This window comes from Halobacillus massiliensis (assembly GCF_900166625.1).
Taxonomy (GTDB): domain Bacteria; phylum Bacillota; class Bacilli; order Bacillales; family Halobacillaceae; genus Halobacillus_A; species Halobacillus_A massiliensis.
Genome location: NZ_LT800499.1, coordinates 3,738,574 through 3,755,177, shown reverse-complemented (window position 1 = coordinate 3,755,177; position 16,604 = coordinate 3,738,574). Strand labels below are relative to the sequence as shown.

Sequence of the window (16,604 nt, the reverse complement as noted above, 5' to 3'; positions counted from 1 at the left end):
TTTCCTTATTATAACATTTCATCATGAAAGAGAATGATAAGCGAATATAGTGGAAAAATAACAGATTATAACCTTGTTACCGAAGAAAAGAGGGATCACTATGATTTTCGGCAGTCATGTTTCTATAAAAGAAGGATATTTAGGAGCGGCAAAACGGGCGTTGTCTCTAAATTCGGAGGCTTTCCAATACTTTCCAAAGAATCCTAGAAGCTTATCAGAAAAGTCATTTAACAAGGAAGACGCCAGGCTGTGCAGAGATTTTTGTAATCAGAATGGACTAGTATCAGTCGCTCATACGCCTTATCCCACAACATTAACACCGGCTGATGCCAGGAAACGAGAGCAGGTGGCTGCATCCCTTTTAAATGATTTAGCGATTGCCGATGCATGCGGATCTCTTGGAGTAGTCGTCCATTTTGGAAAAGACGTTTTTAAAGGGGATCAGCTCGCGAGCTATCGGTTAATGATTGAAGTTTTGAATGAAGTGCTCAAACAATGGGATGGTGAGTGTAAGATCCTTTTAGAAAATTTAGCTGGGAAGCCGGGTACAATGGGAACGACTTTGGAAGAGCTCGTTCAGCTTCGAAGATTAAGTGAATATCCAGAAAAAATTGGTTTCTGCCTGGATACCTGTCACGCCTTTGCAAGCGGACTCTGGACGGGGGAGAACTGGAAACAGATAGAGGAAAAAGGGGAGAAGCTGGGGTATTTCAAGCATCTAACGGCAATTCATTTGAATAATTCTAAATATGATACAGGTTCAGGAAAAGACCGGCACGCTAACATTTTCGGTCATGGCTATATAAAAGAACACCAATTTGCACAGCTGTTTAAATCCAGCCTTCTTAAAAAGATACCGTTTATTGTAGAGACTCCTAAAGAAGTTATTCCTCATAAAATGGAAATTCTTCAGTTACAGAAGAAGTGGGGGAAAAGATAAAAGATACGCCTGTAATAGGCGTATCTTTTGTCATCATTATTTTTTATTTACGGAAGCATCATAGATTGTATCAACAGCTTCTTTCAGCTTTTGATCAAATTCTTCCGCAGTCTGATTGGCACTTAATTCTGCTGAGAGTGCCCGGGAAAAGCTTGCGATCAGGCCGTCATTTTCTCTCAGCTTCTCATTTGCTTCATCACGGGAATAGCCGCCGGAAAGAGCGACAACGCGAACGACGCGCGGATGATCAATCAATTCTTTAAAAGCATTAGCTTTTGTGGGAATGGATAGTTTGAGCATTACATTCTGGTCTTCAGATAAGTCGTTTAAATGACTCAGAATTTCATTCCGAAGAATTTCCTCGCATTTTTCCTTATCTTCACTGTGAATATTAACCTCTGGCTCAATAATCGGAATTAAACCAGCTTCAATGATCTGTTTTCCAATTTCAAATTGCTGATCTACAACCTCTTTTATGCCGCTTTCGTTTGGTTCATTAATAACGGAACGCATTTTAGTACCAAAAACGTTTCGTTCATTTGCACGGCGAAGTGTTTCATCCAAGTCATGAATCGGCTTCATCAGCTGGACGCCATTTTCCTCATCGGCCAGTCCTTTATCAACTTTAAGAAAGGGAACAATGCCTTTATCAGCTAGATAATCCGCCGTATATTTCCCTTCAATCTCACGATCCATCGTCTGTTCAAAAAGAATGGCACCGAGAATACGATTTCCATCGAAAGAAGGGGAGGTAATGATTCTTGTCCGCATGTCGTGAACAAGGTCGAACATTTCGTCTTCTCCAGAGTAAGAATGGGCAGGCACTCCATAAGACTCTAAAGCCTTCGGTGTACTGCCGCCGCTTTGATCAAGTGCTGCGATAAATCCTTTGCCGTTTTTTACTTTTTCAAATTGCTGATTGTTCATTCTTCCACTCCTTTTCTAATTGAATTCCACTATTCCTCTTCCCTTAATTAACTTTAACGTAACAAAAATGTAGAAGGATTTCTTGTATATTAAAGTCGAATTAATGATAAAAACCTTTTATTTTATCTAAATCTCTAATAAATATATCCGTCTCATGCTGACTCAAACGAATAAGCATTTCTTCATTTAAGGTCAATACCTGTCCATCAAGCTCATGCTTATGGCTGATTAAATAATTATAAATGGCATTAAATTGATCTTGATTAAGGATGGAAGACGTAGAAAACTGCTTGACCTGATGAAGAATAAACTCATCGGTAAACTGATCAAATTCCCCGGATATAATATCACCTATAAAATTCATTTCGTGGCCCCTCAAAAGTTATTTCAAATTAGTTTATCCGTAAAAGCTGAGGCTATGTTTAGAATCGACTAATGAATTTTTTTAAGAACACTGAAAAAGCATATGAGTAGACTTATGTCTTTCATTAGATTTACGATATTAATTAATAGTGACCAGAATAATAATTTGGAAAGGATGATAGAAATGAAAGTACTAGTCGCAGGAGCAAATGGACAAATTGGAAAACAACTAATTTCATATATCCAAGAAAGTGAAAGCCTTGAAGCAAAAGCCATGATTCGTAAAGAGGAACAGGCTTCCTATTTCAAGGAGCTGGGCGCAGAAACCGCAATTGTCGACCTGGAAGATGATATCGATACAATTGCTAAGGCAGCAGAGGGTATGGATGCCGTTGTTTTCACTGCTGGTTCTGGACCTAATACAGGGCCTGATAAAACGATTTTAATTGATCTTGATGGAGCGGTAAAAACAATTGAAGCTGCTAAAAAAGCTGGCGTAAAACGTTTTGTTATGGTCAGCTCATTTGATACGACACGCGAAGCGATCTTAAATGCTGACTCTTCTTTTGCCCCATACGTAGCAGCTAAGCACTATGCAGATGTTTGGTTAAGGGATACAGACCTGGATTATACGATCGTTCATCCTGGAAAGCTTACAAATGACGAAGGCACGGGTCAAGTAGAAGCTGCTGAAAAAGTGGAAAGAGGAGAAGTACCTCGAGAGGATATAGCTTCTGTTCTTAAAGCAGTCTTGGAAAATGACTCTACGATCGGTAAGGAATTTCAGGTAGTTGGAGGATCAACACCTGTTCAGGAAGCCGTGAAATCACTTTAATATATTTATCTAAAAGCCCAGGGTCCTTGTGTGATAAAGGCCCTGGGTATTTTTGCGTTAAATTCCCTCGTCTTCTTCATACTTTTCTCTGTAATGGGCAAGAGCTAGTAAAGGAAATATAAGACGGTAGCTGTGGTAGTGAATATAGAAGGTACCCGACATGGCCTGCCCTTTTGGATATTCTGTCGTCCAGTCTTCTTTTTTTACGGAGCAAAGAAGATACTGCACTCCGTCTCTTATTTCTTTGCTCAACTGTTGTTCTGCATTCATTAATATCTCAAGCGCCCATGATGTATCCGTTAGTGTACTTGTCTGAAGAGGCACGTATTTCTTTTGTATGTCGCTTAAGCAGGATTCTCCCCACCCGCCGTCAGTATTTTGAATGGATTTTATCCAGTTTGCTGCAGAATGAATGGCTCGGTTGTTTGTTGGCATGCCGGCTGCTCTGAGACCGGTAACGGCGGCCCATGTACCGTTGATATAACAGATTCCCCAGCGGCTGTACCATGAACCATCGGATTCCTGATTGCTTAATAGCCAGTTAACAGCTCGCTTAATTAAGGGGTCTGATTTTGGAAGAGTTGTATAATTTCCGAAAAACTCTAACGTTCTTCCTGTAAGATCTGCCGAAGAAGGGTCACTGAACATATACTCTGCTTTTTCAATCGGCAGAATTGCGATCCATTGGTTTCTTATGTTTTTTTCAAAAGAAGCCCAGCCCCCATCATCATTTTGCATCGTACACAGCCATAATGTCCCCTTGTCCCATGCTTCAAGTACAGAGGAATTTTCAACGGCTTGTTCTCTAAGGGCACGTAAGGAAGCCGTAGTGTCATCCATGTCTGGGTTCATTGTATTTATATTAGAGAATCCCCATCCCCCCGGCTCTCCTTGAGGATTGTGAATTACCCAGTCCCCGAATTTGACGTGCTGACGCTTGAGTAAGTAACGATTAGCATTTAGTATCAATGGGTCGTCTGATGGGACTCCAGCTGCCTGCAGGGCGGTACTGATAAGGGAGGTGTTCCATAAATTTGCTGTTGTAAACTGAATGTGAGGAAAACCTTCAATCTCTGTTTTCATTGAAAGTAACCCTTGCATTGCTTTTAAAATGACAGGGTCGTTCTTTGGGTGCCCGAGTGAAAGCAGAGCATAGATCATTAAAAAGGTAGAACTGAAATAGCTGTAAAATGTCCCATCCGGTTCCAGGCGATCAAGCATGTAGCTTTTGGCTTGATCCATTGCCATAGAATGAAGCTGAGCCGGCAGCCCGATTAAATTCTTTACTCCTTGGTCAATGGTTGAAAAAATTGAACGATACTCCATTGGAAATGCCCACTCTTCATCTTTTGACCGATCTGTATATAAATCAGAGAGATCTGGACTGAGAGGTGTCATCTTACTGAATTTTTTCTCAGATAAGATTAAAATCGGAGCCAGGTTTGTTCGGCCGTAAACGGATAGTTGATAAAAGTTCACTGGAAATGACAACGGAAGCAGCATGACTTCTACCGGAATGGGAAATAACGCGGGCCATTTGTATTGACCTGTAATCGCAAGCATAATTTTTGTGTAAATATTTACGTTCTCCAGTCCGCCGTTTGCTTTAATGAATTCTTTGGCTGAAAGTAACCTGGCGTCATTTTCTAAATAATATCCTGAGTAGAGGAGGGCATAATAGGATTCTACCGTGAGAGCCAGATTTCCTTCGTTCTTTTCGTCAGGGAATAGTTTCCATGTCCCATTATCCCGTTGTTTGCTTAAAATTCTCCCTGCCAGTCCTTTGATTAATTCCTCTTTATCCTTAAGCTCCAGCGTTCTAATTAAAACAATCATATAGGCATCGGTTAAGATTCCGGTTTCAAAAGCGTAGTCCCATGAGCCGTCAGATGTTTGGTCTTCTCTCAATTTATCGATTATCCACTGAATGGCTTGTTTCGTCTGCATCGTCAATAGAATCCCTCCATTCAGACGAAATACAAATCCATTCCATATGTATTCTAAAAGCGGTTAAAGTATTAAAGGATATATATAAAAATATCACATGATTCTCAGTCTTCTACTCATACTAACTAACGGTAGGAGGCCTGACTTATGAAAATAATTATGATGTCTTTATTCTTGCTGTTAACACAGCCGTTTATTCAAGAAGATAACTTAATGATCACAGATGAAGGAAAAGAAATTATGAAAGTAAACCGAAATGAATTTGAAGACGAATTTCTCGGTAAGCCTTTTGTAAATCAGTCAAAAACTCAAACACTGCTAGAACAGCTCGATCTAAAAATAATGAAAGAGCCGATTAATGCAAAAATCGGGGAGTCCGGAGAAATTCTTCCTGGCAAAGATGGTCATAAACTATACCACAAGAAATTTTTAGAAGGGTTTTATCAATATTTATTTGATTCAGAAGCAGGTAAGCTTGAAGTACCTAAAATCGTCCTTTCTCCCAGAGTAGATGCTGAACTGCTCGGCGATATCCGAACACAGCAGATTGGTCATTATGTCACATATTTTAACTCGAATAATAAAGAACGGTCCCACAATATTCGACTAGCGGCAGAAGCTCTGGACAGCCATGTTGTTTTTCCTGGTGAAGTTTTTTCTTTTAACAAAGCGGTGGGCAAACGAACGAAAGAAAAGGGTTATAAAAATGCTCCGGTTATCGTAAAAGGAGAGGTGACGGAAGGAATTGGAGGCGGAATTTGTCAGCTTTCGTCTACCTTATTTAATTCAGTGGACAAGGCTGGACTGGACATTATGGAGCGTTATTCCCACAGTAAACGAGTACCTTATGTACCACCCGGCCGAGATGCTACGGTAAGCTGGTATGGTCCTGATTTTACATTTAAAAATCAGTATAACCAGCCGTTATTAATCCGTTCAAAGGTTTATGGAGGCCAGATGAGTGTCACGATCTATTCTTCCGATGTCATTAATTATGATCCGCAGAATGTTCCGGATGCCAGCAGAAAGCTGCCTGAGGAAAAGAAAAGAGGAACTAGTCAAACATGGAGTCTAATAAAAAAACAATGAGCGGCTAAGCTATAGGCTAAATAAATAAGGAATAAAAAGTGAGAGATTGCAGCCTAACAGCCACCATGAACGTCTCCTATAACGCTTTTTTCGCCTGCGTGAGCTTCTGGAAATTAAACTAAATATCACTATCATCAGCAGAAAAAGTACGATGATTATAGGCAGACAGCCAATATATCCACTCATAAAAAACACCCCCTTTGTCTTTAGTATATGTACAGGAGAATAGAGCGGAAGGGGGGATTTTTAAAATGAAAATGTAATACTACGATAAATCACAGCTTTAATTAGAGAAATTTGTTTTTCTGATTTTAGCGTTTTTTGTCCACAGATAGCTTTGTAAATCGGATTTAATTATTACGATAAACAGTTATTTATACCCATAGGCAGATTAGCTTGTGGGTAATTTAGTTTGTAAAAAATTTTTTATTTGGCATCTCTTTGATACACCAAAAAGTGAAGAGAAGTCCTTATCGCTGGTTGTTTATATAAGTAAAAGACAAAGTAATTTTATAGTCCTTAATGGGTTTGCAGGATTAATAAAATTGGGTTTTACGACCAATTATTTAATAAACTAGTAAATCTGGTGGATATTTTATTTTTTGCCGAAATTTATTGACAATTCAAAAAAGTTGTCTATATAATCATTAATAGATTCAGGTTTACAAAACTTAGTTTTACATTATAAAATTTTTGAGCGCTTATGAAAGCGCTTTATCATTAATTATATTCCAAAACCTTGTTTTATAATGTGAAACAAAATAAGGAGGGGAGTCTTCAATTCGTACGCTGCTTATGCCATGGAATTATTACTACATTTTAATTACATAAAAACTGAGGAGGGCTAAAATGAAAAGAAAAAGTTTATTACTGGTTAGCATGATAATGGTATGTTTGCTGTTTTTAGCGGCGTGTGGTTCGAGTGACGAAGCATCTGGAGATTCGGCTGGAGAAGGAGAAGGGGAAGCTAGAAATCTCCGAGTAAGTATTGGGGTCAACGATAAACACCCTGAATATGATGCGGCCGTTAAATTCAAGGAACTGGTTGAAAGTAAGAGCGATAACTTAACAGTAGAAGTCTATCACTCTGGCCAGATCGCTGATGACCGATCTGCTATTGAAATGCTTCAATTCGGTACATTAGATATTACTATTCCATCTACATCACCACTTGTTAACTTTATTCCTGAATATGGTGTTTTCGATCTTCCTTTCTCTATTCCAAATGAAGAGGTGGCCGATCAGGTTCTTGATGGCGAGTTTGGAGATAAGATGCTGGATATGGTAGAAGATCAAGGACTGGTAGGTCTGGCGTGGTGGGAAAATGGCTTCCGTAATCTTACCAATGATGAACGCCCTGTAGCCACTGTTGATGATGTCGCCAACTTAAAAATTCGTACAATGGAAAACGAAATTCATTTAGACGCCTGGAAAGAACTTGGAGCAAATCCTACGCCAATGGCTTTCACGGAGCTATTTACTGCTCTCCAGCAAGGGACAGTTGATGGTCAGGAGAATCCATACCCAACCATCTTGCTAAGTAACTATCCTGAAGTTCAGGAACATGTCTCTAATACTAACCATGTATACACGCCGTTTATTTTCCTGTTTAGTCAGGAAATATGGAGTCAATTGTCTTCTGAACAGCAGGAAATCGTCCAAAGCGCGGCTGTAGAAGCAGGGAAATACAACCGTGAGCTGAACAGAAAAACCGCAGAAGAATCACTTGAAACTTTAAAAGAAGATATGACTTTTACAGAAGTAACAGATGAAGAGTATAAGAAATTTCAGGAGAAGGTACAGCCGGTAATCGACAAATATAAGAGCGAAATCGGTGACGAGATTGTAGACGAGTATTACAGTGAAATTGAAAAATATTCCAAATAGAGGATGGAGTCGGAAGTTCTGTTTTGACTTCCAGCTCCTTAAATGAAAGGAGGAAGCTATGGTAAAAGCAATGAAGTGGGTCGATGAGAATTTAGAAAAATACCTCATGTTTATTCTTTTAGCGGTGATGGTAGTTGTTGTTTTTCTTCAGGTGTTCATGAGATATATTATGGATAACTCCTTATCGTGGTCAGAAGAATTAGCACGTTATTGTTTTATTTGGGTGATATATGTCGGGATTAGTTATGGTGTCAAGAAACGGAGGCATATCAGTGTTGATGCAATGATGCTGCTTTTCAAAGATAAAGCAAAGATCTATTTTTCAATCCTTGCTAACGTTTTATTTCTTGTTTTTTGCGGCTTTGTCGTTTTTTATGGATCGGGAATCGTATCTCAACTGCTGGCCTTTGGACAAACGACTCCAGCACTGCAGATCCCTACAGCTATTGTATACGCAGCGCCTCCAGTTGGTATGGGACTGGCAGGCATAAGGCTGATTCAGAATATCATTGTAGATATTAATAGAATCCGCCACTTTAAATCTAACTCGAAGTCCTCAATCCATACAGTAGCTTAAGAAAAATAGTAAATTCAATAAATTATGAGGGATGATTTTTATGAGTGCGGTTTTATTTGGTTCGTTTGCAGCCCTGCTTCTGCTTAGTGTCCCTATTGGAATAGCCCTTGGTCTAGCAACTCTCTTAGCGATAACGATAACAGGAGCAATACCGATTGAGTTTTTAATGAAAGAACTGACAACCTCAGTAGATTCTTTTCCCTTACTTGCAGTCCCCTATTTCATCTTAGCGGGAGAGATTATGGGAAAGGGAGGGATCTCCAAGCGATTATTCAGTGTCGCTGATTCAATAGTTGGAAATAGAACAGGCGGTATCGCCATTGCAACGATTATTACTTGTATGTTTTTTGCCGCTATTTCCGGATCAGGACCCGCTACCGTTGCAGCAATTGGCGGAATTATGATTCCGGCCATGATTGAAAAAGGATATGACAAACGGTTTTCAACCGCTGTAGTAGCGGCTGCGGGTTCGATTGGTGTTATTATTCCTCCGAGTATCCCAATGGTAATCTATGGTGTTTCCGGTAGTGTCTCAATTGGAGACATGTTTATTGGAGGGATACTGCCTGGAATTATAGTAGGATTAGGGCTAATCGTTTATGCTTATATCCATTCGAAGCGAAAAGGATATAAAGGATCCGATGAGAAAGTAACAGTCAAAGGGATTACAAAGTCCCTATGGGCAGCAAAATGGGCTCTTTTTATTCCTGTCATCATTTTAGGAGGAATTTATGGAGGGATTTTCACCCCCACCGAAGCTGGTGTAGTAGCCGTTGTATTTGGATTGTTTGCAGGTTTGGTGCTGTATAGGGAGTTGAAAATAAAAGATCTGCCTAAAGTATTTGTAGATGCTGCTACTACTACGGCGACAGTGTTAATTATTGTAGGGGCAGCAACAGCTTTTGGACGTTTGCTTACGATGGAACAGATTCCTAATAAAATTGCTGCAGCGATGATGTCTGTTTCAAGTGAACCGATAATTGTCATGATGATGATTACTCTTTTATTACTTGTTGTCGGCTGTTTTATGGATACAGTAGCTGCGATCATTATTTTAACACCAATTCTATTACCTGTTGCTCTTCAGATCGGGTATGATCCCATTCATTTCGGAATTATTATGGTTGCCAATTTAGCGATTGGCTTTATAACACCGCCTCTGGGAGTAAATTTATTCGTTGGGTCAGGAATCTCAGGAGTTCCACTGGAAGCTTTGGCAAAAGCTATAGTACCGTTTTTCTTTGCTATGCTGATATCTCTAATGCTGATTATCTTACTGCCTCAGCTTTCACTAATTTTTCTATAAAAGCTACAGCGGTAATTAATGGTTTAACTTTAGTTAATTACCGCTCATATCTAATGAAAGAACTTGAGTTATCGAGTGATTAGAATACTTGTATGAACTCCCCATGACTTGATAACGAAACTGAGTTTTATAATATAAAACTCATTCGTTTAGTTTTCCAAGTGACTTTAATTTTTGAAAAGGAAAGAGGTCATAAAAATATGAAAAATAAGATCCTGGCAGTCGCCTTCGCTTTAAGTTTAGCAAGTATTTTTATGTTAACAGCATGTGGAGATGCAGCAAGTGGCGGTGGAGGCGGAGCGAAAACTATTAAAGTGGCGAATTACTTTGCTGAAGACCACCCGCAAAATGTAGCTTTAAGAGAAAAATTCAAAAAAATTGTTGAAGAAGAAAGCGGTGGAGAATTAAAAGTTCAAATTTATGCCAACAGCACATTAGGAGCTGAGAAAGAATTTTATGATGGTGTACGCAACGGAACAATTGAAATGGGTGTGCCAGGTTTGATTATGCAGGCAGATGTGCCCAAAATGGCTGTCCCTGAATGGCCGTTCCTCTTTGAGGATTATGAGCATGTGCAAAATGTTTTAAATGGACCGATTGGTGAGGAAGTTACGGAAGATTTAGAATCTGAGCATGGGGTTAAGCCTCTGGCTTGGAGTGCTAATGGGTTCAGAATGTTTTCTTCCAATCAGACCATCGAAAAGATGGAAGACTTTAATGGGTTGCGTCTGAGAATGCCTAATATACCTAACTATATTAAATTAGGTGAATTATTAGGAGCTAATATAACGCCAATGCCGATTTCAGAGGCTTTTACAGCTTTAGAGCAGAAAGTAGTGGATGGACAGGACAACCCAATAGCTACCTTGAGAAATTCGGGCTGGTACGAAGTCCAAAGTGACGTTCTTGAGTCCAAACATATGTTTAGTCCTAACCTATATATCATTAACAGTGAGTTCTATAACGGATTAACGGAGGAGCAGCAGAAACTTATTGAGAAAGCTTCCGAAGAATCTGCCGCTTATGAGTTTGAGTTAATGGAGAAAAGTTATGAAGATGATAAAAAGTTCCTTGAAGATGAAGGAGTAAAGTTTACTAACCCAAGTGATGATTTTAAACAAAACATGGAAAAAGCTGCAGATCCATTGTATAAAGAAATTTTTCAGGAATACGAGTGGGCAGAAGAGCTTGTTAACCGGATTAAAGAAGAAGCTAATTAATGCCGATTTGCCGCTATGCTGTGTTATTGAGCAATCGGTTCATGGAAGGATGAAAATGACATGTTTCATAAAATAGTGAAAGCTTCAAATAACCTTCTTAATTTGGCTATAGCTTTTTCATTGGCTGCCATGTCTATACTCGTCTTTGGCAACGTAGTGCTGCGGTATTTATTTAATTCAGGCATCACCTGGTCAGAAGAAATGTCACGATACTTTTTTGTATGGCTCGTTTTCTTAGGAGCGATTGCTGCACTAAAGGATAGAATGCATCTTGGAGTTGATCTTGTCGTTAATCTTCTTCCTGATAAGGCCAAAAAAGTAGTTTTCTTCATCAGTAACGGTCTTGTTCTTTATTTATTGTGGCTTTTGCTGGAAGGAAGCTGGAGAATGACTGTTTTAAACGCGAATAGTACGGGTCCGGCCACTGGAATGCCTCTTTCTTATTTGTATGGAATTGGAGTGGTAACCAGTATATCTATGATGGCTTTAACCATTTTCAATATGGTCAAGACTTTAACAGGAAAAAAAGATTCGTTCAAAATTGTACAATCTACAGACGAAGTATTAGAGGGGGATCCTGAAAGGAATCGTGAGAATCCGAAAAACCTTAAGGGTTTAGAATCAAGGGTTTAGCCAAAAGGGGAGGATTAAGAAATGATAGGAGTATTCTTAGGGTCTTTATTTGGATCATTGGCTTTAGGTGTTCCCATTGCTTTTGCGCTTATTCTAAGTGGTGTAGTGCTGATGTTAGTTATGGGGACATTTGACAGTCAAATTGTTGCTCAAAATTTAATAAGCGGGGCAGATAATTTTTCCTTAATGGCTATTCCCTTTTTTATACTTGCAGGCGAGCTGATGAACGCTGGAGGAATCTCAAAAAGGATCGTCGAATTTGCCATGACCCTAGTAGGACATATTAGAGGCGGATTGGGATTTGTAGCGATTATTGCTAGTGTGATGTTTGCGGGTTTATCGGGTTCAGCTGTTGCTGATACGGCTGCTCTAGGGGCGATTTTAATACCGATGATGATAGCGAAAGGATATGACGTCAATCGTTCAACAGGTATTATCTGTTCCTCGGGGATCATCGCTCCTGTCATACCGCCAAGTATTCCGATGATTCTCTACGGTGTGACAGCAGGAGTATCCATCACTGATTTATTTATGGGAGGGATTATTCCCGGCATCATAATGGCGCTAGGTTTAATCATAGTCTGGACTTTTATCTCCAGGAAAGATACGAGCGAACTCCCGGCAAGAAAAACAAAGAAAGAAATTTTAAATGCTGCAAAGCAGGCGGGATTTGCCCTTATGCTCCCTGTGATTATAATTGGCGGATTAAGAGGAGGGATTTTCACTCCGACTGAAGCTGCTGTAGTGGCTGCATTCTATGCATTTTTAGTAGGTTTAATCATTTATGGCGAATTAAAAATAAGTGACCTTTATGATGTGTTGATTACTTCCGCAAAAACTACGAGTGTGGTGATGTTTGTAGCAGCTGCAGCTATGGTATCTGCATGGCTGATCACTGTAGCTAATGTTCCAGGCGAAATTGCCGGATTATTAGGCGGATTAATAAACCAGCCCCTCCTATTAATGCTTATAATCACTGTTCTGCTTTTATTTGTTGGCCTTGTAATGGATTTAACTCCTGCCATTCTAATATTTACACCCGTCTTATTACCAATTGTACAAATGGCTGGAATTGATCCAGTGTACTTTGGAATAGTGATGGTTATCAATTTATGTATCGGATTGATCACACCGCCGGTAGGGACTGTATTATATGTGGGCTGTGGAATCAGTAAAATCAGTCTTGGTCAGCTTACAAAAGGGATTTGGCCATTCTTAGTGATTCATGCCGTAGTTTTAATCCTTTTAGTCATTTTTCCAGAAATTATTACTGTTCCGCTCAGCTGGTTTAATTAAAGAGAAACTGATTATAGATTTTCTTCATTAAGGAGGGTGGAGTCTATCAATATAATAGAAGAAATTTTGCAGGACATCCCAATACCTAAGATGGTGAAAGTGAAACAAAATTTTCAGGCATCAGAGCTGGAGAATGTCGCTGCAGCCGTTCGGGAAACATTAGATCACAACAAAGTACTTGAAAGGATCTCACAGGGAGATAGAGTAGCCATTGCTGTTGGGAGTAGAGGGGTAGCTGATATTCCAGTCCTGACAAGGGAAACAGTAGCAGCTATTAGAGAAGCCGGAGGAGAACCTTTTATTGTGCCGGCGATGGGAAGCCATGGCGGAGCAACTGCTGAAGGACAGATTGATGTATTGGCACAGCTTGGAGTGACAGAGGAGACTGTAGGGGCACCTGTCAACGCAACGATGGAAGTTGTCAAATTAGGTGAACTTCCTAACGGCCTTCCCGTTTATATGGATAAATACGCATTTGAAGCTGATAAAGTAGTCGTTATTAACAGAGTGAAGCCTCACACTGCTTTTAGGGGGCAGGTTGAAAGCGGTCTGATGAAGATGATTACGATCGGCCTGGGCAAGCAAAAGGGAGCAGAGGCTGCCCATTCCTTCAGCTTTAAATATATGGCAGAACATGTATGGGAAATGGCGAAAATAACTTTAGCAAAGGCTCCTGTAATATTCGGTCTTGCTTCCATTGAGAACGCTTATGACCGGCCGGCAAAGGTAGTTGCTATTCCAGCAGAGGAAATAGAAATGAGAGAACCTGATTTATTAAAGGAAGCAAAAGCTCTCATGCCTAAAATTTATTTCGATTCCATAGATGTCCTGATTGTAGATGAATTAGGTAAAGATATTTCCGGGGATGGGATGGATCCTAACATAACAGGAAGATATGCGACACCGTATGCAACCGGGGGGCCAGATGTAAAAAGGATTGCTGTACTTGGTTTGACTAAGAAAACCCATGGAAATGCTAACGGCATTGGTATGGCAGATATGACAACACAAGAAGTGATGGATGAAATCTCGTGGGAGAAAGGCTATGCCAATGCACTAACAAGTACAGTCATTGATGTGGTGAAACTGCCGATGGTACTGGATACAAAAGAATTAGCAGTGAAAGCGGCTATTAAATCGTGTAATGCCTTTGATCTTAAGAAAGCTAAAGTAGTCAGAATTAAAAATACGCTGGATATTGGGGAGATTTGGATCTCCGAAAGTTTGGTAGCAGAAGCAAGGCAGGTAAAAGAAATCGATGTTCTTTCATCACCGCAAGAGCTGTTAGTTTGACGATTGAATTGATAAACAGCTCACAACACTAAATTAAGGAGTGGAACTATGGAACATTTATACCCTCTCATCGACAACAGTGTAAACCCTTACAGGGATAATGTGCAGGGGAAGGCAAATGAACCGATAACAGTGGCTGGCCTACTTGACAGGTCAAAGCTGATTTTAGGAAATACGTATGAAGGCGGCAAGCCGGACTGGACACTTGAAGAAATCTATATGCGCCTGGAGAAAAATGCTCCTCGTATAGCGATCATTGGCGGGTCATCAGACCACCCGGCACATATTATGGATTTTCAAACCTCTGCTCGAGCAGCAATTCGCATTTGGCAGAATGGAGGGGTGCCTTTTTACTTTTCTACACCTGTCATGTGCGATGGCACTGCCCAGAGCAATCAGGGAATGAGTTATTCTTTGCAAAGTAGAAATGCCGTTGCTCAAATGATTGTTAATCAGCTGGAAGCCCACAGCTATCATGGAGCTTTTGTTATCCAAGGTTGTGATAAGCAGCCGCTGGGAGTAGTGAGTGCGCTTGGACACATTGACCGCTTACGCAGAAGTAGAGGCGAAGCTCCTTTCTTTGCAACATTTGCTCCTGCTCATGTGCTTGAAGGAGGATCCATTCCGGATGACGTAGCAAAGGAACTTGAAAACTTAGCTAAAAGAGCAGAAGAGCAAGGTGCGGCAGATATTGCCGTCGACCTCCGGGATACGATGGCTTATATTTTGCAGTGCTCTTCCAACACGGCATTCCAAGGCGTACTTGAAAGAGCGCACGAAAGGGGGTTAATTACAAAAGGAGAACACAAATACTATGAAATGCGGCTGGCTGTTGCTACATGTGATGGTCAAGGAGGCGTATGTGCCTTTAATGGGACAGGTAACAGCTCCAGACACCTTGTGGCTGGAATGGGACTGGTCCATCCTGCCCTGGAATTACTGACTGATCCGCCGACACAGGGACAGATTAATGCGGCATTAGACAGCTTTTCTACCATGATTAATGAAGAAAAATATGGGGTCTCTAATATTATTGCTGCAAATATTAGAAACGCTATCCGTATACATAGCGCTTCCGGGGGCTCGACGAACCTGATGATGCATATTGTTGCTGGGATGCTGTATGCCGGATACAAGTTCAGCTTGTGGGATCTTGATGAAATTCATCATGCTTATCCGATTCCAGACTTATTTGACTACAGCCTGACCGAAGGCAGAGATATCTACTCATTAGCGATGCAATGCTGCAGCGGAACAAGCCGGGGGATGGAAACACTTTTTCATGAGCTGATAGAAAATGGCGTGCCTATGGATGTGACAGCTCCAACCGTTGCTGCTAAAACGTGGACAGAAAGGCTTGAAACCACTAGAAGCCTTCAAGCCCAAACGGTGAAAGAAAATCCGGTTATTTTGGGCGAAGGCCGCAGGGAATACAGCGGTGTAGATGTGCTTAAGGGCAATTTCTTTGAAAGTGCGGTAGTGAAAATCAGCGGCATGCCGACTCCGCAGCTAAATAAATTTGATCGTACTCTCGCCCTCGTGCTGTATTTTGAAAACGAAGATGAGGCGAACCGAAACTTACTGGATTCAAGCCTTCTGACTCGTATTCGTAATGAAAGACTTTTTGCACATGACCGTCTATTGGAAACACTGAAATTCAATAGTGATGAAGTATGGGAGCGCTTGAAAGATAAAGGATATGATGAATTGTTTGATGCTATGGCTGCCGAGGGGATTATGAAGATTGCTGTCATCATAGCCGGGCAGGGGCCTCTGGCTTTTGGGATGCCGGAAATGTTCACTCCAATGCAGCATATCAATGCAAACCGGACGATGCAGCAGCTTGCCACCATTATTAGTGATGGTAGATATTCGGGAGTTACTTATGGAGCGGCAATTGGCCATATGACTCCAGAAGCCTCACAAGATGGAAGAATTGGCTATTTGCAAACAGGCGACGTGTTATATCTCGGGCTTCGTGAGAACAGAATTGAATTCGTCGATGCAGAAAAGCTGGTCCAGGGAGAACTTGTTTATAATTTCCCTGATGATTTACAGAAGGAAAGACTTCCTCTCGTAAAAGAACGTAAGGAAAGAATGAAAGAGCGCCAGAAATTGGTCGCAGCAAGCAACAGGATGTATGGACACACCGATGCCGCAAATGGCGTTGTGCCGTTAGCCGTTTACGAAAATGCTGAGCTTGATTATAAATCGGATATTCTCTTGTATGAAGAAAGTCCTGCCGCTCGATAACAATCGTCATAAAAACGTAATGGGTGAAAACCATATAT

The 16,604-nt window shown here is 40.6% G+C and carries 14 protein-coding genes; 11 read left to right on the top strand and 3 right to left on the bottom strand.

Translation table 11 applies throughout. The annotated features are described in order from the left end of the window. The first annotated feature begins 100 nt into the window (after nt 1–100). On the top strand, nt 101–940 hold the full coding sequence (locus B7E06_RS18565) for a deoxyribonuclease IV (protein ID WP_082235413.1): 840 nt from the start codon (nt 101–103) through the stop codon (nt 938–940). A 36-nt stretch (nt 941–976) separates the two neighbouring features. Here the strand turns inward: B7E06_RS18565 and B7E06_RS18560 are convergent, their stop codons facing one another. Further along, a complete protein-coding gene (locus B7E06_RS18560; protein ID WP_082235412.1) occupies nt 977–1,867 on the bottom strand; it encodes a fructose bisphosphate aldolase in 891 nt (296 codons plus the stop codon). A 100-nt stretch (nt 1,868–1,967) separates the two neighbouring features. After that, nucleotides 1,968–2,231: a hypothetical protein gene (locus tag B7E06_RS18555; protein ID WP_082235411.1), complete on the bottom strand. Its 264-nt coding sequence runs from the start codon at nt 2,229–2,231 to the stop codon at nt 1,968–1,970. A gap of 183 nt (nt 2,232–2,414) precedes the next feature. On the opposite strand from B7E06_RS18555, the gene B7E06_RS18550 reads away from it, so the two are divergent. Beyond that, complete coding sequence (locus B7E06_RS18550) at nt 2,415–3,065, top strand: SDR family oxidoreductase (protein WP_082235410.1); 651 nt, start codon at nt 2,415–2,417, stop codon at nt 3,063–3,065. Nucleotides 3,066–3,122: 57 nt separating this feature from the next. Here B7E06_RS18550 and shc read toward each other — a convergent pair whose 3' ends face one another. Further along, nucleotides 3,123–5,012, bottom strand: a complete 1,890-nt coding sequence (gene shc / locus B7E06_RS18545) for a squalene--hopene cyclase (RefSeq protein WP_082236063.1) — start codon at nt 5,010–5,012, stop codon at nt 3,123–3,125. 147 nt (nt 5,013–5,159) lie between these two features. Here shc and B7E06_RS18540 point away from each other — a divergent pair, with 147 nt between their 5' ends. From B7E06_RS18540 to B7E06_RS18500, 9 genes are all read left to right on the top strand, one after another. Further along, complete coding sequence (locus B7E06_RS18540; protein ID WP_082235409.1) at nt 5,160–6,101, top strand: VanW family protein; 942 nt, start codon at nt 5,160–5,162, stop codon at nt 6,099–6,101. An 849-nt stretch (nt 6,102–6,950) separates the two neighbouring features. Further along, entirely contained in the window at nt 6,951–7,988 is a 1,038-nt protein-coding gene (locus B7E06_RS18535; protein WP_082235408.1) for a TRAP transporter substrate-binding protein, read from the top strand. A 58-nt stretch (nt 7,989–8,046) separates the two neighbouring features. Then, nucleotides 8,047–8,565 carry a TRAP transporter small permease gene (locus tag B7E06_RS18530; protein ID WP_082235407.1) on the top strand — a complete coding sequence of 173 codons (519 nt, stop codon included), beginning with the start codon at nt 8,047–8,049 and terminating at the stop codon, nt 8,563–8,565. Between the two features lie 40 nt (nt 8,566–8,605). After that, on the top strand, nt 8,606–9,871 hold the full coding sequence (locus B7E06_RS18525) for a TRAP transporter large permease (protein ID WP_082235406.1): 1,266 nt from the start codon (nt 8,606–8,608) through the stop codon (nt 9,869–9,871). A 200-nt stretch (nt 9,872–10,071) separates the two neighbouring features. After that, nucleotides 10,072–11,091, top strand: a complete 1,020-nt coding sequence (locus B7E06_RS18520) for a TRAP transporter substrate-binding protein (protein WP_082235405.1) — start codon at nt 10,072–10,074, stop codon at nt 11,089–11,091. A gap of 60 nt (nt 11,092–11,151) precedes the next feature. Then, the gene (locus B7E06_RS18515; protein WP_082235404.1) at nt 11,152–11,724 is read left to right on the top strand and encodes a TRAP transporter small permease; all 573 of its coding nucleotides are present in this window, start codon (nt 11,152–11,154) and stop codon (nt 11,722–11,724) included. Nucleotides 11,725–11,745: 21 nt separating this feature from the next. Beyond that, nucleotides 11,746–13,020: a TRAP transporter large permease gene (locus B7E06_RS18510; RefSeq protein WP_082235403.1), complete on the top strand. Its 1,275-nt coding sequence runs from the start codon at nt 11,746–11,748 to the stop codon at nt 13,018–13,020. Between the two features lie 45 nt (nt 13,021–13,065). Continuing rightward, on the top strand, nt 13,066–14,313 hold the full coding sequence (locus B7E06_RS18505; RefSeq protein ID WP_082236062.1) for a nickel pincer cofactor-dependent isomerase, group 22: 1,248 nt from the start codon (nt 13,066–13,068) through the stop codon (nt 14,311–14,313). A gap of 48 nt (nt 14,314–14,361) precedes the next feature. After that, nucleotides 14,362–16,566: a dihydroxy-acid dehydratase domain-containing protein gene (locus B7E06_RS18500; protein WP_082235402.1), complete on the top strand. Its 2,205-nt coding sequence runs from the start codon at nt 14,362–14,364 to the stop codon at nt 16,564–16,566. Nucleotides 16,567–16,604 lie beyond the last annotated feature (38 nt).

Bases quoted from the DNA above. Each gene is read 5' to 3' on its own strand.
- B7E06_RS18565 (WP_082235413.1), top strand. From the start codon at position 101: ATGATTTTCGGCAGTCATGTTTCTATAAAAGAAGGATATTTAGGAGCG.
- B7E06_RS18560 (WP_082235412.1), bottom strand. From the start codon at position 1,867: ATGAACAATCAGCAATTTGAAAAAGTAAAAAACGGCAAAGGATTTATC.
- B7E06_RS18555 (WP_082235411.1), bottom strand. From the start codon at position 2,231: ATGAATTTTATAGGTGATATTATATCCGGGGAATTTGATCAGTTTACC.
- B7E06_RS18550 (WP_082235410.1), top strand. From the start codon at position 2,415: ATGAAAGTACTAGTCGCAGGAGCAAATGGACAAATTGGAAAACAACTA.
- shc (WP_082236063.1), bottom strand. From the start codon at position 5,012: ATGCAGACGAAACAAGCCATTCAGTGGATAATCGATAAATTGAGAGAA.
- B7E06_RS18540 (WP_082235409.1), top strand. From the start codon at position 5,160: ATGAAAATAATTATGATGTCTTTATTCTTGCTGTTAACACAGCCGTTT.
- B7E06_RS18535 (WP_082235408.1), top strand. From the start codon at position 6,951: ATGAAAAGAAAAAGTTTATTACTGGTTAGCATGATAATGGTATGTTTG.
- B7E06_RS18530 (WP_082235407.1), top strand. From the start codon at position 8,047: ATGGTAAAAGCAATGAAGTGGGTCGATGAGAATTTAGAAAAATACCTC.
- B7E06_RS18525 (WP_082235406.1), top strand. From the start codon at position 8,606: ATGAGTGCGGTTTTATTTGGTTCGTTTGCAGCCCTGCTTCTGCTTAGT.
- B7E06_RS18520 (WP_082235405.1), top strand. From the start codon at position 10,072: ATGAAAAATAAGATCCTGGCAGTCGCCTTCGCTTTAAGTTTAGCAAGT.
- B7E06_RS18515 (WP_082235404.1), top strand. From the start codon at position 11,152: ATGTTTCATAAAATAGTGAAAGCTTCAAATAACCTTCTTAATTTGGCT.
- B7E06_RS18510 (WP_082235403.1), top strand. From the start codon at position 11,746: ATGATAGGAGTATTCTTAGGGTCTTTATTTGGATCATTGGCTTTAGGT.
- B7E06_RS18500 (WP_082235402.1), top strand. From the start codon at position 14,362: ATGGAACATTTATACCCTCTCATCGACAACAGTGTAAACCCTTACAGG.